Raw genomic sequence first — 23,352 nt, forward strand, 5'->3', positions numbered from 1 at the left:
TGCCCGGACGCATTTTACGGAGAGATTTCGATGGAAGTGAAAGTCAGCTGGAATGGCCCGTCGGGCATGAGTTTCCGCGCCCAGACCGGTTCGGGCCACATGGTCAATATGGATGGCGCACCGGAAGGCGGCGGCCATAACCTGGCGCCGCGCCCGATGGAGATGGTGCTGCTCGGCACCGGCGGCTGCACCGCCTATGACGTGGTGCTGATCCTGAAAAAGGGCCGCGCCGACGTGCAAGGCTGCGAAGTCACCCTGCAGGCCGAGCGCGCCGAGACCGAACCCAAGGTCTTCACCAAGATCAATTTCCACTTCGTCGTCACCGGCAAAGGCCTGAAGCCGGAAGTGGTGGAGCGCGCCATCACCCTGTCGCACGACAAATACTGCTCGGCCAGCATCATGCTGGCCAAGACCGCGCAGATCACCCACAGCTTCGAAATCATCGAAGCCTGAGCAGGGTCTCCGCAAAGCCCTGCCCGAACAGCAGGGCAGTCCTGATATCGCCGGCCGCGAACTGGTCGCTCGGTGCACCATGGCCAGCCTGCGCCATCATGCCGCTCCACGACCCCAGGCGGTTCGCCGCCTCCTCGTACGGCACCCCGCTTTGCTGCTCGGGGATGATGGGATTGCCGGCCCACAGCATGCCGTGCTGCATACAGAAGGTGAACATCGACATCAGCGTCGATTGCTTGTCTCCGGCCGGCAGCGAGGACACCGTGAAGCCGCCCGCCAGCTTGCCCTTGAGCTGCTGCGTGCGCCACATCTTGCCGGTGGCATCCATGAAGGACTTGAACACGCCCGACACGCCGCCCAGATAGGTCGGCGAGCCAAGCAGCAAGCCGTCGTACTGCAGCAGCGCCTCGGGCGCCGCAGCCAGTTCCGACGCCTGCAGCACGTGCACTTCCGTGCCCGCCACCTTGGCGGCGCCCTGCGCGATGAGCGAGGCAATATGCGCGGTGTGGCCATGCGCGCTGTGATAGATAACGGCGATCTTCTTCATGATGCGATTCCTTTGACGAGTAAAGCGGAGAGGTAGAGGCCCAGGCCGAACACGGCATGGTTGGCGAGGCTGCGCAGGCAGTTCTTGAGCGGGGTGGGCGTTTTGCTGGAGGCGAAGCCCAGGCCCATGGCAGGCTGCATCACGAACAGCGGCGCGCCGACGGTGGCAATACCGACCGTAAGCGCCGGCGCCAGCGTGGGCGCGGCCAGCCAGCCCGGCCCCGCCACCACCACCAGCGCCGCCGCGAAGGCGATGCCGGTGGCGTAATGCACCAGCCAGCCCAGCGCGCCCTCACCCGGCACCGGCGCCGCCGCCCCGATCGAGGCGTGGGCAAAACGCCCTTGCGCCAGGTGCCCCGCCCAGCGGCCGATGAAAGCCATGTTCAGCGTCTTCACACCGAGCCGTTTCAACAGCGCCAGCCAGAGGTCCATGACCACGGTCGCGCCGATGCCGATAAAGATGATTTCCATTGCAATCTCCTTGAACGATGTGCACACTGTAGAAGTTGAAGCCAACTTCAAGTCAAGGGATTTATGCCGATGGATATTGCCGAAGTAGCCGAACGCGCCCACGTGGCCGCGTCGACCCTGCGCTACTACGAGAAAAAGGGCCTGATCAAGCCCTCCGGCCGCAATGGCCTGCGCCGCACCTACGCGCCCAGCGTGCTGGACACGCTGGCCCTGATCGCGCTCGGCCAGTCGGCCGGCCTGTCGCTCGATGAAATCGGCGCCATGTTCACGCCGGACGGTGGCACCGCCATCGACCGCGCCATCCTGCTGGCCAAAGCGGAGGAAATCGAGGCCCTGGCCAAGCGCCTGAAAGCCATGAGCGAAGGCTTGCGCCATGCCGCCGCCTGCCCGGCCCCGAGCCACGCCGAATGCCCGAAATTCCAGCGCCTGCTGAAGGCGGCCACCAGCGGCGCCATCGAACGCAGCCTGCGGCGGTGACAAAGAGTGCATTTTGGATGGGGTGCCAGCTGCTATCCTCTTGGTCTTAATACAATAATTCCATGGGGAAATTAAAATGAAGATCCGTCACTGGGTGATTACGCTCGCCCTCCTTCCCGCGCTGGCAATGGCGCAGCAGATGACTGCCGAGCAGCGCAAGGCAGAATTCGACAAGCTTGAATGGCATTCCGGCCCGCGCGCCGAGAACATCGCCGGCAAAGCCACCCTGAAAACGCCGAACGACAAGGTGCAGTTCCTGGACGAGAAGAATTCGCGCCGCTTCCTGGAGCTGACCGGCAACCTGCCGGAAGACGGCAACTTCATCGTGCTCGATAACGAGAACGGCTGGTGGGCCGATTTCACTTTCGACCCGAGCGGCTACGTGAAGGAAGGCGAAAAAATCGACGCCGACGCGCTGCTGAAAACCCTCAAGGAAAACGACGGCCCGGCCAACGAAGAGCGCAAGCGCCTCGGCCTGGGCGAGCTGCATACCGAAGGCTGGTACGTGCCGCCGCATTACGACGAGAAGACCAAGCGCCTGGAATGGGGCCTGAAACTGCGCTCGGAGCACGGCATTTCGCTGAACTACACCATCCGCCTGCTGGGCCGCACCGGCGTGATGAGCGCGACCCTGGTGTCGTCGCCGGAAACGCTGGATGCCGATGTCGCCAGCTTCCGCAAGATCCTGCAGGGCTATGATTTCAACGACGGCGAGAAGTACTCCGAGTTCCGCGCCGGCGACCACGTGGCTGAATTCGGCCTGGCAGCGCTGGTCACCGGCGGTGCCGCCGCAATCGCGACCAAGAAAGGCTTCTGGGCAGCCGCTGCGCTGTTCCTGGCCAAGATGTGGAAGCTGGTTGCCGTCGGCGGCATTGCCGTTCTCGCCGGCCTGCGCTCGCTGTTCAAGAAAAAGGAAAGCAGCAATTGATTGCTCCCCACGCCGAGGTGCTGCTGCTGGCCGCCATGGTCGGCTTGTACCTGTACGACTCGGCGCGGCTGCTGCATGCCAACGAAGGCGTGCTGATGGCATCGCTGGGCGGCCGCTGGTCGCTGCACTTCGGCGCGGAGCATTTCACCCTGCGCGGCAAGGAGCCCTTCGTTCCGCATCCCCTGCTGCCGCACCGCCCGCTGTATCCCTTCCAATGGAAACAGCAGGTGGCTGCCGGCGCAGCGCCACGCTGGACGCCGCCGCCCTTCGGCCCCTACAAAGTGCTTGCACCCATGGTGTGGCTGATGGCACTGGCCCTGTTCGGCCTGGTGCCGCTAGGCCTCTTCTCGCGCTTCGGCAATGTAGCGATTGCGGCGGGCATTGTGCTGTTCTACGCCGCCGCACTGCTCGCGCTGGGCTACACCTGGTTTCAACGCCGCGCCCTGGCACTGAGCGCACGCCAGGTCGGCGCACTGGCCTTTGAATCGCTCACCTGCCCGCCGTTTGCCCTCAACCTGGTACGCCACATCAGCTGGCACACGCAGCCACCGGAAGAACTGGTTTCCGCCGGCCGCCGCCTGCTGCGCAGCGACGACTGGAACGCCACCCTGCCCACCGTGATCAAGCGCATCGACAACGCCATCTCCTGGGAAGCCGAAGGCACGCCACGAGCGCAGGCACTGGCAGCTTACCAGGCCGCCCTCCACCAGGAACTCGAAACATGTCCACCCACGAAATAATCGCCATCGTACTGGGTCTTGCCGGCGGCTACTGGGGCATCAGCCGCCTGCTGGCCGCGCAGGAAACAGCCGCCCAGACACCCTGGCACCTGGTCCTCAACGTCCCACCGGACGCCACGCTGGAGCAGGTCGACCAGGCTTACCAATCCATGATGAAGACCAAAGAAGTCCGCAACGCCTACGCCGCAGCCATCAAAGCCCTGACCGTTTGAGCGCCCCCAAGCCGTCCGCCCGACGTTATCAGCATGCCGGCGTTTGAAGAAGAGCTAGAGCTTCTGAGACAGCAAGCCATATTCGTTGACGAAGAACCTCTACATATGCTTTAAGTTAGTGCTGTTCTGTCAAGCACCGGCGTTCTTGGATGAGCCCACCAGCGGGGCTTTTCTCATGAAACATAGGGAAGACCATGGCCGAATTGCCCACTCACTCGTCGCCCGCAATAAATACGAATCCCGCCTGCTTCTATCGAAAGTGAAAACGATGGTTGACTGAAGCTGAACTGCTTCCAAGGCCGAGTAACACCAGTTTCGGCAAAACGGATGTAGGCGTCACTCATCGCTGTCAATGTACATTGCCCCAGTTTTCCCTTGGGCATCCCGTGCATCGAATCATCGTTGTCGTCTCGCTCCAAGGTACCATCAACCCGAAGCAAACGAACGTCATAGAATTCGAAAACCACTTCCGCCCGTGCTTCCTCCCGAGGTCCCCAGCTCGCAGGCACCACGTTTGGCATATGTAGGAACTGACCGGCGATGGCAACCTGATTGAAGTGCGCACGCCACGCATGTGGTGCAAACGCGCTCAACGATGGTGCGGTACCGTTATAAGGGCCCAGGATGGACTTCGGCTCATCGAGAAGTGCAGTCCATTCAGTTATTGTCATTCCAGGAACCCAATAAGCAAAAAATCTCTAACGAATTACCTGAACTTTCCAGCAAAGCCTCTGTCCAAGCGATTAACATGGCTGCGAGCCGCGCATTGTAAAACTTGAGGCTGAAATAGCGAATCAAATCCTGGGCTGGGTGTTGAAGGCCGCCGGCGTCTTTTAGATGTAATACGTGGTCGAAGTCATCACCTTCGACATGGCCTTCATCGCCAGCTGGATCGGCAGCGGCGTCTTCTCCGCGCCCATGTCTTCAGCCGCCTTGCCGTGCGCGATTTCGTCGATGCGCATTTGCTCGACGATGGCGCGCGACTTGGCGTCTTGCGGCGGCAGCATGTCGAGGTGGCTGGCCAGGTGGGCTTCCACCTGGCGTTCGGTTTCCACCACAAAACCCAGGCTTTGCTTGTCGCCCGCCAGCGCGGCGGCGGTGCCCAGCGCGTAGGCGCCGGCGTAGAACAGCGGATTCAGGAAGCTCGGCTGCGAGCCTAGTTCGGCCAGGCGCGAGGCGCACCAGGCCAGGTGGTCCTCTTCTTCGCGGCTGGCTTTGTCGAAGGCGGCACGCGCTTCATCGCTTTTGGCAAAGCGCGCCTGCGAGTTGTACAGCGCCTGCGCCATCACCTCGCCCACATGGTTCACCCGCATCAGGCCCGCGCTGTGGCGGTGTTCCTTCTCCGTCATGTCCGCATCGGCCGCATGCACCGCCGGGTTCGGGCGCGATGCCGAATGCACGCCAGCCAGCACGCGCAGCGCCTTGTCGGCGCCAGTGATGAAACGGTCGATAGGATTGTGGTAGCGGTTCATGATGTGTCACCAGGCTTATACGGAAGGCCACATTATATGCCCTACACCGGGGCAGTTGCGCCTTGCTGCGCTTCCAGCAAGCCCATAAGCGCGCCCATTGCGAAGCCCAGCGCCAGCACCAGCACGAACACCAGCACGCCAAGGAAAGCTCCGCGCAGGAAGGGAATGCGCAGGCCCTCGCGGTCGTGCACGTGGCGGCCGAGGAACCAGCCGCCCATCAGGGCGTGGAAGGCAAAGGCGATGGCGGCGCCGAGCACGCCCGGCAGCACCACGCCGCTGAAAAAGCGCAGCAGCACGCCTGCCAGGCCCGCCACCGTGACCAGGGCGCCGTAGGCGAAGGCGTGGCGCCAGGCCAGGCTGCCGTGGCGCGCCAGCCGTACCACCAATTTCGCCATCAGGCCAACAGCCAGGGTCCCGAGCAGCAGCGACAGGATGGCCGGCACCAGGATCATGCCTCGCCCTCCCGCAACTGGCGCTGCTTTTCCAGCCAGTCGGCCACCGGGCCGCGCGCGTCGATCTTCGAAATATCCTTGGCCACGCCCAGGTTCAGCCCAAGCAGGAAGGGAATCGAATCCACCGGCACTTCCGGGAAGTAGTCGGCCATCGCGCGCATGAAGCGCGGCGACTCCAGCACTTCCACCACCTTGGACCCGCTCATGAACTGCAGGATGCTGGTGGTGCTGTGCCCCGGCCCGATGGTGCGGTAGATGAAGCGGTTGAACGCCTTGTCGAGCGCCTTGAAATCCAGCTGCTCCTTGGTCATCAGGCCGGCCAGGTAGTACAGGCCGATGGCCGTGCGGAAAAAGCCGCTCGCTTCGCGCGCGGTCAGGCCGCAGCGGGTCACGGTCAGGATCTTTTCCTGCACCGCAGCATCAAGTTTGGGATGGTGGACTTGCATGGCTTGGGACTATATAGCAATTTTGTCCAGATTTGTTCCTTGCGCGGGGGTATCAACCTTGTTACCCTTGAAACTTTAGTGCTAAACCTACCCCAGAATGGCCCTTTCCGCTCCCCGGAAAGCGCAATCTGGGCGGCGGAATATGCGGGCTATCGCATAAGGGCAACCGATATGTCGTGTATTCAATACAATGCCATCATGTGAAAAGGGGTTAGCGGAGTCACCATGGAATTACGCATCAAGAACTTGTCAAAGACATATGCCAACGGGGTAGTCGCGCTCGACAACGTGTCGCTGACCATCCCCGCCGGCATGTTCGGCTTGCTCGGCCCGAACGGCGCCGGCAAGTCGACTTTGATGCGGACCCTGGCCACCCTGCAGGAATGCGACTCCGGCTCGGTCTTTTTCGGCGACCTCGACGTCCTCGACGAGAAGGATGAAATCCGCCGCCTGCTGGGCTACCTGCCGCAGGATTTCGGCGTTTACCCGAAAGTGACCGCTTACGAACTGCTCGACCACTTTGCCATCCTGAAGGGCCTGTCGCACCGCGGCCGCCGGCGCGAGGTGGTGGACGGCCTGCTGCAGCAGACCAACCTGTTCGAAGTGCGCAACCAGCGCCTGGGCGGCTTCTCCGGCGGCATGCGCCAGCGCTTCGGCATCGCCCAGGCCCTGCTGGGCGACCCGAAACTGATCATCGTCGACGAGCCGACCGCCGGCCTGGACCCGCAGGAGCGCGTGCGCTTCCACAACCTGCTGTCCGATATCGGCGAAGACCGCACCGTGATCCTGTCGACCCACATCGTGTCCGACGTGGCCGACCTGTGCGCCAATATGGCGATCATCAACAAGGGCAAGCTGCTGGTGGCCGGCGCCACCCAGAAGCTGATCGATGACGTCAGCTGCAAGATCTGGGCGCGCTTCGTTGACAAGAAGGAGCTGGCCTATTTCCAGCAGCGCCATGCCGTGATCTCGACCCGCCTGATGTCCGGCCGCACCCTGATCCACGTCTACAACGACGACGATCCGGGCGACGGTTTCGAGGAGGCCCTGGGCGACCTGGAAGACCTCTATTTCGCGACCATCCTCGGCCGCCACGACGTCAGCAACGCCTGCGACTGACCGGGGGCCGCCATGTTCGCCATCGCCCTCTTTGAAGCGAAGCAGCGCCTGAAGCTGGTGTCGACCTGGGTCTACTTCGGCATGTTCCTGCTGCTGGCCGTGCTGTGGATGGCCGCCGCCGGCGGCGTGTTCAAGGAAGCCATGATCACTTTCGGCGGGCGCGTCTTCATCAATGCGCCGCGCTCGATCATGCTGACCTCCTCCTTCCTCGGCTGCATGGGCGTGATCATCGTCGCCGCCGTCATGGGGCGCGCGGTGCAGCAGGACTTCGAGTACGAGACCCACCACTTCTTCTTCTCCGCGCCGATCCGCAAAGCGCAGTATATGTTCGGCCGCTTCCTCGGCGCCTGGCTGGTGCTGTGCGTGGTGTTTGCCTCGATCCCGCTCGGGGTCTGGCTCGGCACCCAGGTGCCCGGCATCGACCCGGAGCGCCTGGGACCGTTCAACCTGGTGCATTACCTGCTGCCGTACGCGCTGTCGCTGCTGCCCAACCTGTTCATCTTCGGCGCCATCTTCTTTGTGCTGGCCGCGCTCACGCGGCGCATGCTGCCGGTGTATGTATCGAGCGTGGTCATGCTGGTCGGCTACATCGTGGCGCCGGGCCTGGCGCGCGACCTCGACTACAAGACCCTGGCGGCGCTGATCGACCCGTTCGGCACCACCGCCGTGATCCGCCTCACCGAATACTGGCCGATCGCCGAACGCAATGTGCGCCTGGTGCTGCCCGAAGGCGTGTTCCTGCTGAACCGCGCGATCTGGTCCTCGTTTGCCCTGGTGGCGCTGCTGCTGGGCTACTGGCGCTTCCACTTCGTCAGCACGGTCGACAGCGGCGCCGCCGCGCGCGGCGACAGCGACATGCCGGCTACCCTGACCCAGGCCGCCGTCGCCACCAACGAAAAGCCGGACTTCAAGGCGCGCAGCCTGGGCTTGCTGCTGCTGCGTTTCAGCTACCTGAACCTGCGCGAGACGGTCAAGAACATCTACTTCTTCGTCATCGTACTGGCCGGCGTGCTGACCATGTACGCCGGCTCGCTCGACATGGGCTCCATGTTCGGCACCGGCACCTATCCGGTCACCTACCAGGTGCTGGAACTGGTGACCAACACCTTCTCGCTGTTCATGCTGGTGGTGACCACCTTCTACGCCGGCGAAATGGTGTGGCGCGAACGCGAGCACCGCATGGCGCAGATGCTGGACGCATTGCCGGTGCCGACCTGGCTGCCGATCCTGTCCAAGCTGTTCGGCCTGATCGGCGTGCAAGCCTTCCTGCTGTTTATCGTCATGCTGGTCGGCATGTCGATCCAGCTGTTCAAGGGCTACTTCAACCTGCAGCCCGGCTTGTACTTCGAGTGGCTGTTCACGGTGCAGCTGCCGGCCTGCGCCCTGATCGCCGTGCTGGCGATCGCGGTGCAGGTGCTGGTCAACCACAAGTACGTGGCCTACTTCGTGATGATCATCTATTACGTGGCGACGCTGACCGCCGCCACCTTGGGCCTCGACCATCCGATGCTGATGTACGGCGTGACGCCCGACCTGCCCTATTCCGACATGAACGGCTTCGGCCACTTCATGGCGCGCGAGCGCTGGTACACCCTGTACTGGGCCGGCGCCGCCGTCATGCTGCTGGTGCTGGCCGTGGTGTTCTGGCCGCGCGGCACCAACGAGGAATGGCGCCAGCGCGCCAGCCTGGCGCGCCATGCGCTGACCTTGCCGGTGCTGGCCAGCTTCGGCCTGGGCCTGGCGGTCTTCCTCGGCGCCGGCGGCGTGCTGGCCTACAACCTGTGCGCCGGCGACTACAAGACCAACTTCGGCCGCGACGCCCTGCGCGCCGACTATGAGCGCAAGTACAAGCAGGTGCTGGACGTGGCGCAGCCGCGCATCACCGACGTCAAGCTGGGCCTGGACATGTATCCGGAACAGCGCACGCTGAAGGTGAAAGGCTGGTACCAGCTGGAGAACAAGACGCAGCAAGCCATCAGCACCATCTACATCCAGCAGGATGCCGGCGCCGACATCCACTCGCTCAAGTTCGGCAGCGCCGTGCACCGCGTGCTGAACGATAAGGAACTGGGCTTCTACAGCTACCGCCTGGAGCGCCCGCTGCAGCCGGGCGAAAAGATCACGCTCGACTTTGTGCTGGGCTACGAGCCGAAGGGCTTCTTCAACCTGGGCAAGACCACCCCGGTGCTGAACAACGGCACCTTCTTCAACAACACGGTGCTGCCGCATATCGGCTACCAGCGCCACGCCGAGCTGACCGACCCGCGCGACCGCAAGAAGCACGGCCTGCCGCAGCAGGAGCGCGCGCTGCCGCGCGACGACCCCAAGGGCCTGTCGCGCAACTATATCGGCGCCGATGCGGACTGGGTGACGTTCGAAGCCACCCTCGGCACGTCCGGTGACCAGACCGCCGTGGCGCCAGGCACCCTGGTGAAGGAATGGCGCAAGCACGGCCGGCGCTACTTCCATTACAAGATGGAGCAGCCGATCCTGAACTTCTACGCCTTCCAGTCGGCGCGCTACGCCGTCAAGCATGACTGGTGGCAGGACGTGGGCATCGAGATTTACTACCATCCCGGCCACGAGTACAACCTGGACCGCATGGTGAAAGGCGTCAAGGATTCGCTCGACTACTACACGCGCAATTTCGGCCCCTACCAGCACAAGATCGTGCGCATCGTGGAGTTCCCGCGCTACGAGCGCTTTGCGCAGTCGTTCCCGAACACCATCCCGTTCTCGGAAGCGGTGGGCTTTATCGCCAAGGTGGACGACAAAAACCCGAAAGACATCGACTACCCGACCTACGTTACGGCGCACGAAGTCGCGCACCAGTGGTGGGCGCACCAGCTGGTGGGCGGCAACACGCGCGGCGCCACGGTGCTGAGCGAAACCCTGGCCGAGTACTCGGCGCTGATGGTGATGAAGAAGAGTTTCGGCCCGCAGCGCATGCGCCGCTTCCTGCGCTATGACCTGAACAAATACCTGTTCGGCCGCGCCACGGAGAACAAGAAGGAATTGCCGCTGGCCGACAATGAAAACCAGAGCTACATCCACTACCACAAGGGCAGCCTGGCCATGTACCTGCTGGCCGACATCGTCGGCGAGGCCAAGATCAACGCGCTGCTGGCCGAACTGCTGCGCCAGCACGCCAACCACGCGCCGCCATACCCGAGCGTGACGGTGCTGGTGGACGGCCTGCGCCGCATCGTGCCGCCGGAGCAGGCTTACCTGGTGGACGACCTGTTCAACGCCATCGTCCTGTACGACAACCGCGTGGTCGCCGCCGTGGCCGAAAAACGCGCCGACGGCAAGTACGACCTGACCCTCACCGTGCACGCGGCCAAGCTGCGCGCCGATGAACTGGGCGCCGAAAAGGAAGTGCCGTTGCACGACCTGATCGAGATCGGCGTCGACGACAAGGACGGCAATGCCCTGCTGCGCGAGCGCAAGCTGATCGACCGCCGCGAATCGACCTTCAGGCTGGTGGTGACGGGCCGCCCGGCCAAGGCCGGCATTGACCCGGACAATAAACTGATCGACCGCAAGCCGGACGACAACCTGGGAACGGTGGAGATCAGCTCGCGTTAAGGGTTAGGCAACGCACTTTGTGCGCCCGCCATGCTTGCTAAGCTTTCACGCAACTTGAAAGCGAGGACACCATGGGCATCCTGAGCAAGATTTTCCACAAGATTTTCCCGTCGTCGCACCAAGAGGCCGCCCCACCGCCGGCCTCTGGTGCGCCAGTAACGCCGCAGCCCGGCGCACCGGCCGCCACGCCCGCGCCCATCCCGACCGCCGCCCCGGCGCAGGCCGCCGCCGCCCCGGTCGATGTCGAAGCCATCCTGAACGCCAAGGCCGCCCAGGCCGGGCAACCGCTCAACTGGCGCAGCTCCATCGTCGACCTGCTGAAACTGCTCGACCTCGATTCGAGCCTGGCAGCCCGCAAGGAGCTGGCGCAGGAGCTGCACTATACGGGCGACAGCGGCGACTCGGCCGCCATGAATATCTGGTTGCATAAGCAAGTGATGCGCAAGCTGGAGGAAAATGGCGGCAAGATCCCCGCCGAGCTGCGCTCATGAGTAAAATGGGGGGATGAACCCATTACGACGCGCTGTTGCGGGCGCCTTGCTTGCGCTCTGCACCCTTCCGCTGCATGCGGCCGATAAAACCTACGGCACCCACGGCATGGCCCTGTTCGGCGGCCAGGACGGCTTGTACGCCTCGCACCTGCCGATGTTCCATGCCCCGCACGATTACCAGGTCATCCTGCAGATCCATATCGCCGACAAGGCGACCGATGCGGCGCTGCGCAAGCGGCTGGACGGCAAGACCGAGCTGTGGACCATCAACCCGGAAAAGTTCGAGTTGAGCAGCATCGCGCCCGAGGCGGAAAAGCCGCGCAAGGACTTCCGCGCCGACCTGGTGCAAGGCCACTTCGAGCGCGGCGGCAGCACCCAGTACAAGGGCGCCAAGGTGGTCATCGACAAGGTGATCATGTTCCGCCAGCTGGAAAGCCGCGCACAGCACGCCAAGCTGGCGCGCTACTTCCAGCTGGGCAGCGGCAAGCAGCGCTTCCTGGTCAAGGAAATCAACACCCGCCCCGACTTCGACCATATCGTGGCCTACAACGCCGCGCCGGACGCGCCGACTGGCCCGGTCCAGGTGCGCAAATGGGGCATGCAGCAGACCGGCAACGACGCGCTGGCCATGGCGCTCAAGGCCAATATGGCGGCCATCGGCGGCACCATCTATTTTGAGACCGGCGACCTGAAATGAGCGTCCCGCAGGCATATGAAGGGCTGTGGCGGCGCAAGGGCATCTGGCGCAGCAACGGCAGCAGCGACCTGGTGACGCCGGTATGGTGGTTCCAGGCCGCCGACTTCCACATCGACCTGCGCATCCCGGCCGACCGCAAGGACATGACCGGCTTTGCCGGCACCACCGTGGTGGACGGCGCGCGCTGCGAATGGCGGCCGGAAATCGCCTACCCCTTCGTCAGCCCGGAACTGGATGCCGGCACCATGCGCTTCGACAGCGCCGATGCGCTGCATGAGGACGGGGTGGACGGCAGCTACCAGGAAGACTGGTGGCGCGAGGCGGCGGGCCCGGTCGCCAGCAGCCGCACGGTGCTGGAGGACGGCCGCATCCAGTACGAAATCTCGTGCGGCGACTTCCTCGCGCGCGCCACCGGCAAGCCGCACAAGGCGGCCGACATCACGGTCTGGCGCCGCAGCGCGCCCGGCCTGTGGCGCGTGATCGCCTCCACCATCGCCGCGCGCGAGAATGTGACGGTGGAAACGCCTTAAAGGCTGAGCAGGCTGCCGCTGCGGAACGGCGTGGCGCCGGCGATCTTGGCCACGTTCATGCCGCGGATGATGTAGCGGTGCGACAGGCGCGTGAACAGCACGCCGTCCACCTGCGACACCAGCGGCGTCGTCTCGCCCGTCACCGGGTCCACCAGGTCGGCGATCACGTCGCCGGCGCGCACCGTTTCGCCCACCTCGCGCCGGTACACCAGCATGCCGGCGTGCGGCGCATCGAGCCGCTGCGTGCCTTCCAGCGGCGTCGGCATGCAGCCCTGCGCCGGCACCGCCACCGGGCCCGCATCGAGCATGCCGCGCAGGCCCAGGTAGCCGATGATGGCGTCCGCATCGCGCGCCGCCAGCTCGTAGCTGACCGACGTTTCGCCGCGCAGTTCGACCGTGGCGGCCATGCAGGCCGACGGAATCGGGAACTGCGGGCCGAAATGCGCGGCCAGGTCCCACCACAGGCGGCTGCAGGCTTCATCGAACGGCTCGCCGCCGGCGCCGGTGGTGTGCAGCACGGCGCAGGCGCCCATCAGGTTGGCCAGCGGCTGCGCGGCTTCGCACAGCGAGGTGCCGACATACAGGTGCAGCTCGCCCTCGTTCTCGCAATGCATGTCCAGCACCACGTCGGCATCGAGCGCCATCTGCAGCAGGGCTTTCTTCAGCGTGGTGGCGTCCGAGTGCGGCTGCCATTGCGCCACCAGCTCGCGCAGGTGGCGGCGGATGGTGCGCACATTGGCCTCGGCATCGGGCCCCAGCTGCCCGGGCGCCGCCAGGCGCTCTTTCAGCTGCTCGAAGTAATGCGGGTAGCCGCGGTTGAAATTGATGCCGTTGCTCAGGTCAAAACGGCCGAACGGGCGCTCGTTGATCACCTGCCCCAGGCCGATCGGGTTGGCGGCCGGCACCAGGATCACTTCGCCCGTCACCTTTCCCGCCGCGTCCAGCGCGGCCAGGCGCTGACGCAATTCGTGCGCCACCAGCATGGCCGGCACCTCGTCCGCATGCAGCGCGGCCTGGATATAGGCTTTCGGCCCGCCCGGCCGGCCGAAGTGGTAGCTGGTCAGTTCGTAGTGCGCCGTGCCGTGCGGCGCGGAGATCGGGTGTTTGATGGTTTCCATACCTGCCATCCTACCAGTTCATGAGGCAGGGCGGCACCAGCAATACCAGCGCCAGCACCAGGTAGATCAGCTGCAGCGGGATCATCCACTTGGCCCAGGTCAGCCACGGGATGCGCGCCAGCGCCAGCACCCCGACCGTGATGCCGGAGGTCGGGATCATGGGGGTGGTGAATTCGCCGAACTGGAAGGCCAGGATCGCGGTCTGGCGCGTCACGCCCACCAGGTCCGCCAGGGGCGCCATGATCGGCATGGTGAGCGCGGCCTGGCCGCTGCCGGAGTGGATGAAGAAGTTGATCACGGTCTGGATCAGGAACATCTTCTGCGCCGCGAACACCGGCGAGGACGAGGCCACCAGCGGCATCAGGCCGTGCAGCATGGTGTCGATGATATGGGCGTCGCGCGCCAGCACCATGGTGGCGCGCGCCAGCGCGATCACCAGCGCCGTGCCGACCAGGTCCTTCGAGCCCTGCACGAAGGCCGCCACCGCGTCGTCCGCGCTCAGGCGCCCGATCAGCGCCACCACCACCGTCATGGCCAGGAACAGCGCGCCGATCTCCTCGATGAACCAGCCGAACTTCACCACGCCGAACACCATGCCGCCCAACGTGGCGGCGAACACCCACAGCACCATCCGGTGGCGGCTGGTCATGCCCTCGAAGCTGCCGAAATCAACCGTTCCCTCGGCGCGCTTTTCCTGGTCCAGCAGGTAGGTCGGGCTCTTCTCCGGGTGGCGCTTGATGCGCGCCGCGTACCACATGAGGAAGGCGATGGTGGCGGCCGTGGCGATAAACCAGACGATGACGCGGTAGCCCATGCCGGAGAACAGCGGCACGCCCGCGATGCCCTGCGCGATGCCGACGTTGAACGGGTTGAGGAAGGCGGCCGCGAAGCCGACCTGCGAGCCGACAAACGGGATCGAGACGCCGACGATGGAATCGTAGCCCAGCGCCAGCGCCAGCGGCACGAAGATCAGGATGAAAGGAATGGCCTCCTCGTTCATGCCGAAGGTGGCGCCCCCGATCGAGAACAGGGTCACGAACAGCGGGATCACGCCCACCCGCACCAGGCGCGAACGCGAATGGGCGCGCGCGATCGACTTGATCATGGCGTCCACCGCCTCGGTCTTGTGCAGCACGTTGAAGGCGCCGCCGGTTAGCAGCACGAAGCCGATGATCAGGCCCGCCTCGGCGAAGCCCTTGACCGGCGCCATCAGGAAGGCGGCCAGCCCCTGCGGCTTGCTTTCGATGTAGTGGAAGCTGTCCGGGTTGATCAGCTGCTTGCCGTTGACCAGGTGGGTGTCGTACTTCCCGCCCGGCACCAGCCAGGTGGCCAGCGCGATCAGCGCCAGGATCATGAGCAGCAGGATGAAAGTATTGGGGAGTTTGAGCTTCTTCATAGGCTGAGCAGGTTGCCTTCTCGGATTGGGTGGACACCGGCGATCTTACCGACATTCATGCCGCGGATCACGTAGCGGTGCGACAAACGTGCGAAAAATACGCCATCCACCCCGGCACGCAGGGTGGTGGTATGGCCGCTGGCCGGGTCGATCAGGTCGACGATGGCGTCGCCCGCAGCCACCGTGTCGCCCAGGGCGCGCAGGTAGACCAGCATGCCCGCGTGCGGCGCGTCCAGGCGCTGCGTGCCTTCCAGCGGCGTGGCGCGGCAGCTGGCCGGCGGCAGCTCGAAGGCATCCATCTGCACGATGCCTTGCAGCGACAGGAAGCGCAGGATGGCGTCGGCGTCCAGTGCCGCCGTGGCGTAATCGACCTGCGTCTCGCCGCGCAGTTCGACGGTGGCGGCCAGGCAGGCCAGCGGCAGCGGCGTGCCCGGCGCCAGCTGCGCCGCCAGTTCCGCCCAGGGACGGAAGCAGGCCTCGTCGAACGGGTCGCCGCCGGCCACGCTGCTGTGCAGCAGCGCGCTGGCGTGCATCAGGCGCGCCAGCGGCTCCAGCTCGGCCACCTGGCCGCTGCTGGCGTAGATGTGCAGCGCCGCCTCGTTGTCGCAGTGCAGGTCCAGCACCACGTCGGCGTCAATCGCCAGCGCCAGCAAGGTTTTCTTCAGCGCGTTCACGTCCGACGCCGGCTGCCAGGCCGCGACCTGGGCGCGCAACTGCTCGCGCACCAGGCGCACATTGGCTTGCGCGTCCGGCCCCAGGCGCCCGTGCAGCGCCTGCGCCAGCGGCGCGCCCAGCTGCGGATAGCCGCGGTTGTAGTTGATGCCGGTGGCCAGGTCGAAGCGGCCGAACGGGCGCTCGTTGATCACCTGCGCCAGGCCGAGCGGGTTGGCGGCGGGCACCAGCACCACTTCGCCGCTCACCCTGCCCTGCTGCTCCAGCAGGTGCAGGCGCGTGCGCAGGGACTGGGCCACCAGCATGGCGGGCACTTCGTCGGCGTGCAGGGCGGCCTGGATGTAGGCCTTGCGGCCGCCGGGCTGGCCGAAATGGTAGCTGGTCAGGCCACTGGTCGGATGTCGGATGGTTTGCATATTGTCGGCGGAAGTTCAGGTCGGCCGATTATGTATCAATTTTTTCACGTTGTGCGCATATGAAAATAAATTTTCAGAATTTTGTTGAATTTCTGCGCGAGGGTGCGTACATTCCGGATATCGGATAAATTTTCATCTTTCCAATATTTGAAAATTCACTTACATGAAACCGAACCGCACCTACGAAGCCAGCTCGCCGGAAGTCGCCTTCGCCCAGTCCACCCTGGGCCAGGAGCTGAAGCGCATGCTGAGCGAGGGTTCCGCCTCCAGCCGCACGATCGCCGACTTCGTGCTGCGCAACCCGGTGCGCGTCACGGCTTTCGGCATCGAAGAGCTGGCGGAACACTGCGCCGTTTCGAACGCCACCGCCAGCCGCTTTGCGCGCGACATCGGTTTCACCAACTACGCGGCGATGCGCAGCGAGATCGCCGCCACCATGCAGGGCATCCTGCAGCCGGTGGAAAAGCTGCGCAGCAATATTGAACGCGGCCAGGGCGCCAGTACGCCGGCCGTGGAAAGCCTGGACTACACCGTCGCCAACATCGGCGCCACGGCGCAGGCTCTGGACGCGGCCAGCCTGCACAAGGTGGTCGGCAAGCTGACCGCCGCGCGCACCGTCTACGTGATGGGCTTCGGCCTGTCCTCGCACTTGGCGGGCCTGCTGTCGCTGCACCTGCAGCCCTTCTGCCAGCATGTGGTGGAAGTGGCCGGCCACGGCGGCACCGAGGTCGCCGCCGGCCACCTCGCCAACATCACGCCCAAAGACGTGCTGGTGGTGATCTCGTTCCCGCGCTACGCGCTGGACGTGATCCGCCTGGCCGGGTTCGCCCGCAGCCGCGCCGCCTGCATCGTCTCGCTCACCGATTCTCCGGCTTCGCCCCTGGCGGAGCTGGCTGATGTAGCACTGTTTGCGCAAGCCACGCACCCGGTCCTGCCAAGCAGCTCCAGCGCCGCCCTGGCGCTGATCGAAGCACTGGTTGCCACCTTGATGGTGTCCAACAAGGACAACGTCGAGAAGGCGGCCCGCCTCACCGAAGCCATCTCCGCCTATCTGTACGGCGCAGAGGCCGGGAGAGTGAAACCCAAGAAGAGTCGATAACAGGAGAGAGTAATGAAGCAGAGACAGGTTCCGGCGCCAACGGTGCTGGCGGGATTGTTGCGCCTTGCGTTTGGCGCGATGGCATTGGGCGCGGCCGGCGCGGCGCTGGCGCAGGCCGAGGAAAGCAAGCTGCAACGGGTGGAAATCACCGGCAGCTCGATCAAGCGGCTGGATGCGGAAACGGCGCTGCCGGTGCAGGTGATCCGGCGCGAGGACATCGACAAGTCGGGCGTGACCACCGCCGCCGAACTGCTGGGCAAAGTATCGGCCAGCGCGGCCGGCCTGACCGACGGCGCCAGCTTCAGCGACATCTCGGGCCAGCGCGGCTTCAACGGCGCCAACCTGCGCGGCATCGGCGTCTCCTCCACCCTGGTGCTGCTGAACGGCCGCCGCCTGGCCAACTTCGCTTCGCCTGGCGCCAACGCCGGCGTCGACCTGAACGCCATCCCGGCCGCCGCCATCGCCCGCGTCGAAGTGCTGAAGGACGGCGCCTCCGCCATCTACGGCACCGACGCCATCGGCGGCGTGATCAACTTCATCACCCGCGCCGACTATACCGGCGCGGACGCCAGCCTGTACGGCAGCGCCACCCAGCACGGCGGCGCCGGCAAGACCATGGCCACCCTGTCGGGCGGCACCGGCAAGATCGCCGAGCAGGGCTACAACCTGTTCGCGGTGCTGGACTACCAGGACAACAAGCCGCTGCGCTCGGGCCAGCGCGACTGGATCGGCTCGGCCTACCAGCCCGACATCAACCTCGATGTCGGCAGCTCCAACACCTTCCCGGCCAATGTGCGCCGCGTGCGCGCCAACGGCTCGCCCACCGGTCCGCGCCTGAACCCTTCCGCGCCAAGCTGTAATCCGCCGGCCACCGTGTATGCGCCGGGCAGCTTCGTCGGCAGCCAGGCCTGCCTGTACGACTACATGCAGGACACCGAAATCTTCCCCGAGTCGAAACGCCTGTCGCTGCTGGCGCGCGGCGAGTTCGATGCCGGCAACGGCCACACCGTCTTTGCGGAAGCGCTGCACAACGTCACGCGCAGCACCTACCGTATCAGCCCGCTGACCATCACCAACCTGAACTACCCGCTGGCCGGCCAGTACTACCCGCACAGCCTGATCACCACCAATAAGACCGACCTGCGCGTCTCGATGCGCCTGGCCGAAGGCGGCAACCGCACCAACGAAGTCGAGTCCACCGCGCAGCGCCTGCTGCTCGGCGCCAAAGGCACGCTGGCCGGCTGGGACTACAACACGGCGCTGAACCACAGCGTCAACACGGTGGACGACCAGTACATCGACGGCTATGTGCGCACCAGCGCCTTCGACAGCGCCTTCGCCACCGGCAAGATCAATCCGTTCGGCGCCTCCGGCGCCGAAGGCCAGGCCCTGCTGAAGGCCGCCAAGATCAAGGACGCGGCGCGCCAGTCGCGCGGCACCACCAACGTGTTCGACGCCAAAGCCACGCGCGACCTGTTCGCCATGGCGGGCGGCACTGCGGCGGTTGCCGTCGGCGGCGAATACCGCAAGGAGAAGATGCGCTTCACGCCGTCGGCCCTGCTGGCTGCCGGCGAAATCCGCGGCGACGGCGCAGCGGCCGCCTTTGCCGGCGAGCGCACCGTGAAAGCGGCTTACGTGGAACTGAACCTGCCGTTCCTGGCCGGCGTCGAAACCCAGCTGGCCCTGCGCCACGACCGCTACGACGACTTTGGCGCCACCACCAATCCGAAGTTCGGCCTGCGCTGGCAGCCGGCCAAGGAACTGGTGCTGCGCACCTCGTACAGCGAAGGCTTCCGCGCGCCGTCGCTGTCGGACCTGTACAACCCGCCGCGCACCGGCCAGACCAACGGCATCTATAACGACCCGCTGGGCTGCATCAAGACCGCCACCCTCGACAACACCGGCAACCCGGACTACTGCGGCCTGCAGCCGGACAAACTGCTGGGCGGGCGCGCCGGCCTGAAGCCGGAAACCTCGAAGCAGTTCTCGGCCGGCGTCGTGTTTGAACCGCAGCGCAACCTGACCGCCACCCTGGACTACTGGAAGATCCGCAAGCAGGACGTGATCGTGGCGCCGGAAGGCTCCTACTTCAGCGACCCTGTGCGCAACGCCGCCTATATCGAGCGCGGCCCCGCCGATCCATCCCTGCCCGGCATTCCCGGCCCGATCCTGTCGATCGATTCGCGCCTGCGCAATATCGGCTCGCTGGAGACTTCCGGCCTGGACCTGGGCCTCAACTGGCGCAGCGCCGCCAGCGCCTGGGGCCGCGTCGCCGTCGGACTGACCGGCACCTATGTGCTGGACTACAAGACGCGCGAAGCCGATGCGCCCGAACTCAATGGCGCCGGCGTGTTCGCCAACGACCAGGTGGTGCAGCGCTGGCGCCATACGCTCAGTTTCGATTACGACCTGGGCCCGTGGGCGGCGACCTTGCAGCAGACCTTCTACTCGCACTACCGCGACCAAAACCCGAATCCGGATGGCAGCGAACGGCGCGTCAAGGCCTACCAGCTGTGGGACCTGACCGGCAGCTACGCCTGGTCGAAGGCGCTGCGCATCCGCGGCGGCATCCGCAACCTGCTCGACACCAACCCGCCGCGCTCGAACCAGATCTACAGCTTCCTGGCGGGCTACGATCCGAACTACACCGATTCGCGCGGGCGTTCGTTCTTCCTGTCGGCTAACTACAGCTTCCGCTGATGCGCCGCCAGTTCCTGAAAGCCGCCGGCGCCCTGCTGGCGGCGGCCGCCCTGCCGCGCGCAAGCGCGCAGGCGGCGCGCGCGGCGACGGGCGGCGCTGCCGGCGCCGTGCCCGCCGGCGCGCTGGTGATCATCGGCGGCGCGCTGCGTCCCGATACCGCCGATGTCTGGCAGCGCATCGTCGCGCTGGCAGGCGGCCCCGGCGCGCGCATTGCGGTGCTGCCCAGCGCCGCCGCGCGGCCCGAGCGCTCCGGCGCCAGCATCGCCGCCAACCTGAAGCGCCACGGCGCCGACGCCTTCGTGGTGCCGGTCGCCGTACGCCTGGCCGGCAGCGACTACCGCGCTCGCGCCGACGACGCCGAACTGGCGGAGTCGGTGCGCAGCGCGGGCGGCGTCTACTTCAGCGGCGGCGACCAGGCCCTGGTCACGCAGGCGCTGGTCCGTCCCGACGGCAGCCGCAGCGCCATGCTGCAAGCAGTGTGGGACGTGTACCAGCGCGGCGGCGTCATCGCCGGCACCAGCGCCGGCGCGGCGATCATGAGCAGCACCATGTTCCATGACCCGCGCCCGACGCTCGCCATGCTGCAGCACGGCGTGACGCCAGGGCGCGACCTGGCGCCCGGCCTCGGCTTCATCGGCGACCAGGTCTTCATCGACCAGCATTTCCTGGTGCGCGGCCGTTTCGCGCGCATGCTGCCGGCCATGCAGCACGCCGGCTATCGGCTTGGCCTCGGCATCGATGAGAACACGGCGGTGGTGGTGCGCGCGCAGCGCGAGCTGGAAGTAGTGGGCTACAAGGGCGTGCTGCTGGCCGACCTGACGCAGGCCAGCAGCGCGCCCGGCCCGTTCAACGTCAGCAACGCGCGCCTCAGCTACCTGGACCGAGGCGACCGCTACGACCTGGCCAGCGGCCGCCACACGCCGGCCCCGGACAAGGTCAATGGCCGCATCGACCCGGCGCGCCCCGCCCTGCGCGGACCGGTATATGCCAACGACGTGCTGGCCAACAACGCCATCGTCGAGCTGATGGAGCGCCTGATGGACGGCGACCAGCGCGAAGCGCTCGGCATCGCAGCCGGCGACCCGCGCACCGCGCCGCCGCAGCCGGCCTTCCATTTCCGCCTGTCGCGCGATGCGGCCAGCGTCGGCTACGCGTCCGATGTGGCGGAAGCATATTCCCTGCTCAATGTGCGGCTCGATGCCGCACCGGCTGCTCAGGGCGCGGCGAACAGGTAGTTGCAGCCCTGGTCGGCCGGGTCGCGCGCCATGATGCGGTCGTACAGGCCGGCGCGCTCGGTGATGATGCGCTCGAAGTCCTCCTGCAGCAGCAGGCGCGCCGCCAGCTGGCGCTCGGCGGCGGCGCGGGTGGCGGCGACAAAGGCTTCGCGGCTGGCGTAGCGCGCCTCCAGGCTTGGGCGCGGGTCGTTGGCGGCCTTGCGCTCGGCCTCGTTGCGCGCAAACGGCACGAAGCTGCCGTCGAAGCGCGAGGTGAAGCCGGCAAAACCGGTTTCCGGCGCGCGCAGGTTCCAGCCGGTATGGGTGCCGAGCGGCGCCTGCATCTCCACCAGGCGCACACCGCCACGGTCGTTGCCGTCGGCGTCCGGCGCCGGCACGCGCGTCTCGTATGCCACCTTCTGCAGCGGCGGCACGATGTCGGCGATGCCTTGCAGCGGGAAGCGCGCGCCGTAGTCCAGGCGCGGCTGGCGCAGGTTCTGCTCCGGCGGCGCAATGCCCGGCACGGCGGGGAAAGCCTTGCGGTAAGCCTCGACGGTGACCAGCGTGCCGTCCTCCAGGCGCGGGTAGGCGCTGGCGGGCGGCAAGGTGCCCTTGCTGGTCCATGCATCCAGCGCCAGCATCAGCGCGCGCATCGGCAGGTAGTGGTTGGTGGTCGAGACGCAGGCTGTAAACGGTGCGCGCGTGCGCGAGCGGCCGACGTAGTGCTGCGCGCCCATGAAGCCGTACACGCGCACATTGGCGGCCGGCCCCACATCGCCGCTGGCGTCGGGCGCAGTGGTCAGCAGCGAAGCGCCGCGGTTCCAGAATTCGGTCGAGGTGTTGGCGATGACGATCTTGGGCAGGCGGCCGCGCTTATCCTTCGCCTTGTCCAGCGTGGAGGCGGTGCGGCCCGTCAGCGGATCGCGCGAAGGCAAGCTGGTGAAGGGGAAGGCGTCGGCCGGATAATCGTGCTCCTCCAGCATGGACGGGTGGCGCGTCGGCTGCACGAAACGGCTGTTGAAGCCGGCCGAGCCGCCGGCGCCCGGCACCTGCAGGAAGGCGCCGTCGAAGGCCAGCCGGCCCTGCTCGTCCACATTCAAGCCATCGTGCAGCATGCGGCCGATCACGCGCGCCGACTGGCTGATGCCGAACACCAGCACGTTCTTCGGCGGCATGGCGTCCTCCACCGGGTTGTCGCGGAAGTACGCCAGCAGATCGCGAATGCCGGCCAGGCCGGCGCCGGTCACGCGCGGGTCCTTCGCCTCATAGCGCACTTCGTAAATGGCGCCGGGCTGGAAGCCGCCTTCCAGCTTGATGCGGCCCGGGCCGCCCGCCTGCTCCGGCGCCACAAACTGCCAGCGGGCGCGCGGCAGCACCTTGCGTTCGCCGCCCTGGCTGCTGCGTTCCGTCAGCACCGCGTGCGGATCGTCCGCCGTGGCCGGCTCGTAGGTCAGGCCGCGCATGCCGGCGTAGGTTGCCACCTCGGTGGCGGCGTTGACGATGAATTCGTTGGCCACCATGCCGCGCACGCCCTTCACCACCGGCGGCTTGAACACCAGCGGCCGCGCACCGGCCGCTTGCGGCGCCACGTCCCAGGTCCAGGCCGAGAACAGCATGCTGAAGCCATGCCGCATCAGGAAGCTGTCGCCCGCGTCTTCCGCCGTGGTGGGGTCGTTGTTCTTCGGGCTCCTGCCGTTGATCTGGCCCAGCATGGCGATGCCGCCGCGGTTGTTCACGTCGTACACCAGGGTGGTCGATTTGCCGTGCACGGGGCGCAGCAGCACGAACTCGCTGGAGAAGCGCACCATGCCGCGCTTGTCGCGCGGCGCGCGTTTCAGGTCGACGATGGACAGGTTGGGCGTGGCCTTCGGGTTCAGCGCGAAGTGCGCGATGCCGCGCAGTTTTTCATACTCGCCCACTTCGCCGAACTTCACGCCCGGCGCGAACGGCACGCGCTCGGTGATCTCGATGCGCTCGACGGCGGCCAAGGCGGGCGCCGCCAGCATGGCCAGGGAAACGGCCAGCGCCGCAGCGCGCGCGGGGGCGCTTGGCGCCTGGCGGTGGAATTTCTTCATCTGGTCATAGAAAGTAAAACGGGACCGCAAGGGTCCCGTT

At 66.0% G+C, this 23,352-nt stretch carries 23 protein-coding genes; 13 read left to right on the forward strand and 10 right to left on the reverse strand.

Annotation, left to right across the window (positions count from 1 at the left end; genetic code table 11):
• Window positions 1-30: 30 nt before the first annotated feature.
• On the forward strand, window positions 31-453 hold the full coding sequence (locus ACE3TQ_RS14485) for an OsmC family protein (RefSeq protein WP_374582977.1): 423 nt from the start codon (window positions 31-33) through the stop codon (window positions 451-453).
• On the opposite strand, the gene ACE3TQ_RS14490 is transcribed toward ACE3TQ_RS14485, so the two are convergent.
• Both ACE3TQ_RS14490 and ACE3TQ_RS14495 read right to left on the reverse strand, forming a co-directional pair.
• Window positions 440-1,000: a flavodoxin family protein gene (locus tag ACE3TQ_RS14490; RefSeq protein WP_374582978.1), complete on the reverse strand. Its 561-nt coding sequence runs from the start codon at window positions 998-1,000 to the stop codon at window positions 440-442. The genes ACE3TQ_RS14485 and ACE3TQ_RS14490 overlap by 14 nt on opposite strands.
• Entirely contained in the window at window positions 997-1,470 is a 474-nt protein-coding gene (locus ACE3TQ_RS14495) for a DUF2938 domain-containing protein (protein ID WP_374582979.1), read from the reverse strand. Before ACE3TQ_RS14495 ends, ACE3TQ_RS14490 begins: the two co-directional genes overlap by 4 nt.
• A 69-nt stretch (window positions 1,471-1,539) precedes the next feature.
• Here ACE3TQ_RS14495 and ACE3TQ_RS14500 point away from each other — a divergent pair, with 69 nt between their 5' ends.
• The 4 genes from ACE3TQ_RS14500 to ACE3TQ_RS14515 all read left to right on the forward strand — a co-directional run bounded on the left by ACE3TQ_RS14500 (window position 1,540) and on the right by ACE3TQ_RS14515 (window position 3,827).
• The gene (locus tag ACE3TQ_RS14500) at window positions 1,540-1,947 is read left to right on the forward strand and encodes a helix-turn-helix domain-containing protein (RefSeq protein ID WP_374582980.1); all 408 of its coding nucleotides are present in this window, start codon (window positions 1,540-1,542) and stop codon (window positions 1,945-1,947) included.
• 76 nt (window positions 1,948-2,023) lie between these two features.
• Window positions 2,024-2,875, forward strand: a complete 852-nt coding sequence (locus tag ACE3TQ_RS14505) for a DUF2167 domain-containing protein (protein WP_374582981.1) — start codon at window positions 2,024-2,026, stop codon at window positions 2,873-2,875.
• Window positions 2,872-3,615, forward strand: coding sequence for a hypothetical protein (locus ACE3TQ_RS14510; protein ID WP_374582982.1), 744 nt, complete (start codon window positions 2,872-2,874; stop codon window positions 3,613-3,615). The genes ACE3TQ_RS14505 and ACE3TQ_RS14510 overlap by 4 nt, the downstream gene beginning before the upstream one ends.
• The gene (locus ACE3TQ_RS14515; protein ID WP_374582983.1) at window positions 3,597-3,827 is read left to right on the forward strand and encodes a hypothetical protein; all 231 of its coding nucleotides are present in this window, start codon (window positions 3,597-3,599) and stop codon (window positions 3,825-3,827) included. The genes ACE3TQ_RS14510 and ACE3TQ_RS14515 overlap by 19 nt, the downstream gene beginning before the upstream one ends.
• 173 nt (window positions 3,828-4,000) lie before the next feature.
• On the opposite strand, the gene ACE3TQ_RS14520 is transcribed toward ACE3TQ_RS14515, so the two are convergent.
• The 4 genes from ACE3TQ_RS14520 to ACE3TQ_RS14535 all read right to left on the reverse strand — a co-directional run bounded on the left by ACE3TQ_RS14520 (window position 4,001) and on the right by ACE3TQ_RS14535 (window position 6,197).
• A complete protein-coding gene (locus ACE3TQ_RS14520) occupies window positions 4,001-4,498 on the reverse strand; it encodes a hypothetical protein (RefSeq protein ID WP_374582984.1) in 498 nt (165 codons plus the stop codon).
• A gap of 162 nt (window positions 4,499-4,660) precedes the next feature.
• Window positions 4,661-5,299, reverse strand: coding sequence for a 2-polyprenyl-3-methyl-6-methoxy-1,4-benzoquinone monooxygenase (coq7, locus tag ACE3TQ_RS14525; protein WP_374582985.1), 639 nt, complete (start codon window positions 5,297-5,299; stop codon window positions 4,661-4,663).
• 41 nt (window positions 5,300-5,340) lie between these two features.
• A complete protein-coding gene (locus ACE3TQ_RS14530; protein WP_374582986.1) occupies window positions 5,341-5,751 on the reverse strand; it encodes a hypothetical protein in 411 nt (136 codons plus the stop codon).
• Entirely contained in the window at window positions 5,748-6,197 is a 450-nt protein-coding gene (locus ACE3TQ_RS14535; protein WP_374582987.1) for a hypothetical protein, read from the reverse strand. Before ACE3TQ_RS14535 ends, ACE3TQ_RS14530 begins: the two co-directional genes overlap by 4 nt.
• Window positions 6,198-6,422: 225 nt before the next feature.
• Here ACE3TQ_RS14535 and ACE3TQ_RS14540 point away from each other — a divergent pair, with 225 nt between their 5' ends.
• The 5 genes from ACE3TQ_RS14540 to ACE3TQ_RS14560 all read left to right on the forward strand — a co-directional run bounded on the left by ACE3TQ_RS14540 (window position 6,423) and on the right by ACE3TQ_RS14560 (window position 12,622).
• The gene (locus tag ACE3TQ_RS14540) at window positions 6,423-7,316 is read left to right on the forward strand and encodes an ABC transporter ATP-binding protein (protein WP_374582988.1); all 894 of its coding nucleotides are present in this window, start codon (window positions 6,423-6,425) and stop codon (window positions 7,314-7,316) included.
• 12 nt (window positions 7,317-7,328) lie between these two features.
• The gene (locus tag ACE3TQ_RS14545; RefSeq protein ID WP_374582989.1) at window positions 7,329-10,904 is read left to right on the forward strand and encodes an ABC transporter permease/M1 family aminopeptidase; all 3,576 of its coding nucleotides are present in this window, start codon (window positions 7,329-7,331) and stop codon (window positions 10,902-10,904) included.
• Between the two features lie 71 nt (window positions 10,905-10,975).
• Window positions 10,976-11,395, forward strand: a complete 420-nt coding sequence (locus ACE3TQ_RS14550) for a DUF3597 domain-containing protein (protein WP_374582991.1) — start codon at window positions 10,976-10,978, stop codon at window positions 11,393-11,395.
• Window positions 11,396-11,408: 13 nt separating this feature from the next.
• Entirely contained in the window at window positions 11,409-12,092 is a 684-nt protein-coding gene (locus ACE3TQ_RS14555) for a hypothetical protein (protein WP_374582992.1), read from the forward strand.
• Entirely contained in the window at window positions 12,089-12,622 is a 534-nt protein-coding gene (locus tag ACE3TQ_RS14560) for a hypothetical protein (RefSeq protein WP_374582994.1), read from the forward strand. The genes ACE3TQ_RS14555 and ACE3TQ_RS14560 overlap by 4 nt, the downstream gene beginning before the upstream one ends.
• Here ACE3TQ_RS14560 and ACE3TQ_RS14565 read toward each other — a convergent pair.
• From ACE3TQ_RS14565 to ACE3TQ_RS14575, 3 genes are read right to left on the reverse strand one after another with little or no spacing between them, the layout of a single operon-like run.
• Window positions 12,619-13,740 carry a succinylglutamate desuccinylase/aspartoacylase family protein gene (locus ACE3TQ_RS14565; protein WP_374582995.1) on the reverse strand — a complete coding sequence of 374 codons (1,122 nt, stop codon included), beginning with the start codon at window positions 13,738-13,740 and terminating at the stop codon, window positions 12,619-12,621. The genes ACE3TQ_RS14560 and ACE3TQ_RS14565 overlap by 4 nt on opposite strands.
• A gap of 10 nt (window positions 13,741-13,750) precedes the next feature.
• Window positions 13,751-15,136 (reverse strand): YfcC family protein, encoded by a 1,386-nt coding sequence (locus ACE3TQ_RS14570; protein ID WP_374582996.1) that lies wholly within the window; start codon window positions 15,134-15,136, stop codon window positions 13,751-13,753.
• Window positions 15,133-16,224 (reverse strand): succinylglutamate desuccinylase/aspartoacylase family protein, encoded by a 1,092-nt coding sequence (locus tag ACE3TQ_RS14575; protein WP_374582997.1) that lies wholly within the window; start codon window positions 16,222-16,224, stop codon window positions 15,133-15,135. The genes ACE3TQ_RS14570 and ACE3TQ_RS14575 overlap by 4 nt, the downstream gene beginning before the upstream one ends.
• A 163-nt stretch (window positions 16,225-16,387) precedes the next feature.
• Here ACE3TQ_RS14575 and ACE3TQ_RS14580 point away from each other — a divergent pair, with 163 nt between their 5' ends.
• The 3 genes from ACE3TQ_RS14580 to ACE3TQ_RS14590 are packed head-to-tail and all read left to right on the forward strand — an operon-like array spanning window position 16,388 to window position 21,258.
• Complete coding sequence (locus ACE3TQ_RS14580; RefSeq protein ID WP_374582998.1) at window positions 16,388-17,323, forward strand: MurR/RpiR family transcriptional regulator; 936 nt, start codon at window positions 16,388-16,390, stop codon at window positions 17,321-17,323.
• A gap of 12 nt (window positions 17,324-17,335) precedes the next feature.
• A complete protein-coding gene (locus tag ACE3TQ_RS14585) occupies window positions 17,336-20,023 on the forward strand; it encodes a TonB-dependent receptor (RefSeq protein WP_374582999.1) in 2,688 nt (895 codons plus the stop codon).
• Window positions 20,023-21,258 carry a cyanophycinase gene (locus ACE3TQ_RS14590; protein WP_374583000.1) on the forward strand — a complete coding sequence of 412 codons (1,236 nt, stop codon included), beginning with the start codon at window positions 20,023-20,025 and terminating at the stop codon, window positions 21,256-21,258. The genes ACE3TQ_RS14585 and ACE3TQ_RS14590 overlap by 1 nt, the downstream gene beginning before the upstream one ends.
• Here the strand turns inward: ACE3TQ_RS14590 and ACE3TQ_RS14595 are convergent.
• On the reverse strand, window positions 21,237-23,312 hold the full coding sequence (locus ACE3TQ_RS14595; RefSeq protein WP_374583001.1) for an alpha/beta hydrolase domain-containing protein: 2,076 nt from the start codon (window positions 23,310-23,312) through the stop codon (window positions 21,237-21,239). The genes ACE3TQ_RS14590 and ACE3TQ_RS14595 overlap by 22 nt on opposite strands.
• Window positions 23,313-23,352 lie beyond the last annotated feature (40 nt).

It is taken from the genome of Pseudoduganella sp., from assembly GCF_041914865.1.
Lineage (GTDB): Bacteria > Pseudomonadota > Gammaproteobacteria > Burkholderiales > Burkholderiaceae_D > Rugamonas.

Coding starts and splice junctions, on each gene's coding strand:
- ACE3TQ_RS14485 (WP_374582977.1), top strand. CDS start 31: ATGGAAGTGAAAGTCAGCTGGAATGGCCCGTCGGGCATGAGTTTCCGC.
- ACE3TQ_RS14490 (WP_374582978.1), bottom strand. CDS start 1,000: ATGAAGAAGATCGCCGTTATCTATCACAGCGCGCATGGCCACACCGCG.
- ACE3TQ_RS14495 (WP_374582979.1), bottom strand. CDS start 1,470: ATGGAAATCATCTTTATCGGCATCGGCGCGACCGTGGTCATGGACCTC.
- ACE3TQ_RS14500 (WP_374582980.1), top strand. CDS start 1,540: ATGGATATTGCCGAAGTAGCCGAACGCGCCCACGTGGCCGCGTCGACC.
- ACE3TQ_RS14505 (WP_374582981.1), top strand. CDS start 2,024: ATGAAGATCCGTCACTGGGTGATTACGCTCGCCCTCCTTCCCGCGCTG.
- ACE3TQ_RS14515 (WP_374582983.1), top strand. CDS start 3,597: ATGTCCACCCACGAAATAATCGCCATCGTACTGGGTCTTGCCGGCGGC.
- ACE3TQ_RS14520 (WP_374582984.1), bottom strand. CDS start 4,498: ATGACAATAACTGAATGGACTGCACTTCTCGATGAGCCGAAGTCCATC.
- coq7 (WP_374582985.1), bottom strand. CDS start 5,299: ATGAACCGCTACCACAATCCTATCGACCGTTTCATCACTGGCGCCGAC.
- ACE3TQ_RS14530 (WP_374582986.1), bottom strand. CDS start 5,751: ATGATCCTGGTGCCGGCCATCCTGTCGCTGCTGCTCGGGACCCTGGCT.
- ACE3TQ_RS14535 (WP_374582987.1), bottom strand. CDS start 6,197: ATGCAAGTCCACCATCCCAAACTTGATGCTGCGGTGCAGGAAAAGATC.
- ACE3TQ_RS14540 (WP_374582988.1), top strand. CDS start 6,423: ATGGAATTACGCATCAAGAACTTGTCAAAGACATATGCCAACGGGGTA.
- ACE3TQ_RS14545 (WP_374582989.1), top strand. CDS start 7,329: ATGTTCGCCATCGCCCTCTTTGAAGCGAAGCAGCGCCTGAAGCTGGTG.
- ACE3TQ_RS14550 (WP_374582991.1), top strand. CDS start 10,976: ATGGGCATCCTGAGCAAGATTTTCCACAAGATTTTCCCGTCGTCGCAC.
- ACE3TQ_RS14555 (WP_374582992.1), top strand. CDS start 11,409: ATGAACCCATTACGACGCGCTGTTGCGGGCGCCTTGCTTGCGCTCTGC.
- ACE3TQ_RS14560 (WP_374582994.1), top strand. CDS start 12,089: ATGAGCGTCCCGCAGGCATATGAAGGGCTGTGGCGGCGCAAGGGCATC.
- ACE3TQ_RS14565 (WP_374582995.1), bottom strand. CDS start 13,740: ATGGAAACCATCAAACACCCGATCTCCGCGCCGCACGGCACGGCGCAC.
- ACE3TQ_RS14570 (WP_374582996.1), bottom strand. CDS start 15,136: ATGAAGAAGCTCAAACTCCCCAATACTTTCATCCTGCTGCTCATGATC.
- ACE3TQ_RS14575 (WP_374582997.1), bottom strand. CDS start 16,224: ATGCAAACCATCCGACATCCGACCAGTGGCCTGACCAGCTACCATTTC.
- ACE3TQ_RS14580 (WP_374582998.1), top strand. CDS start 16,388: ATGAAACCGAACCGCACCTACGAAGCCAGCTCGCCGGAAGTCGCCTTC.
- ACE3TQ_RS14585 (WP_374582999.1), top strand. CDS start 17,336: ATGAAGCAGAGACAGGTTCCGGCGCCAACGGTGCTGGCGGGATTGTTG.
- ACE3TQ_RS14590 (WP_374583000.1), top strand. CDS start 20,023: ATGCGCCGCCAGTTCCTGAAAGCCGCCGGCGCCCTGCTGGCGGCGGCC.
- ACE3TQ_RS14595 (WP_374583001.1), bottom strand. CDS start 23,312: ATGAAGAAATTCCACCGCCAGGCGCCAAGCGCCCCCGCGCGCGCTGCG.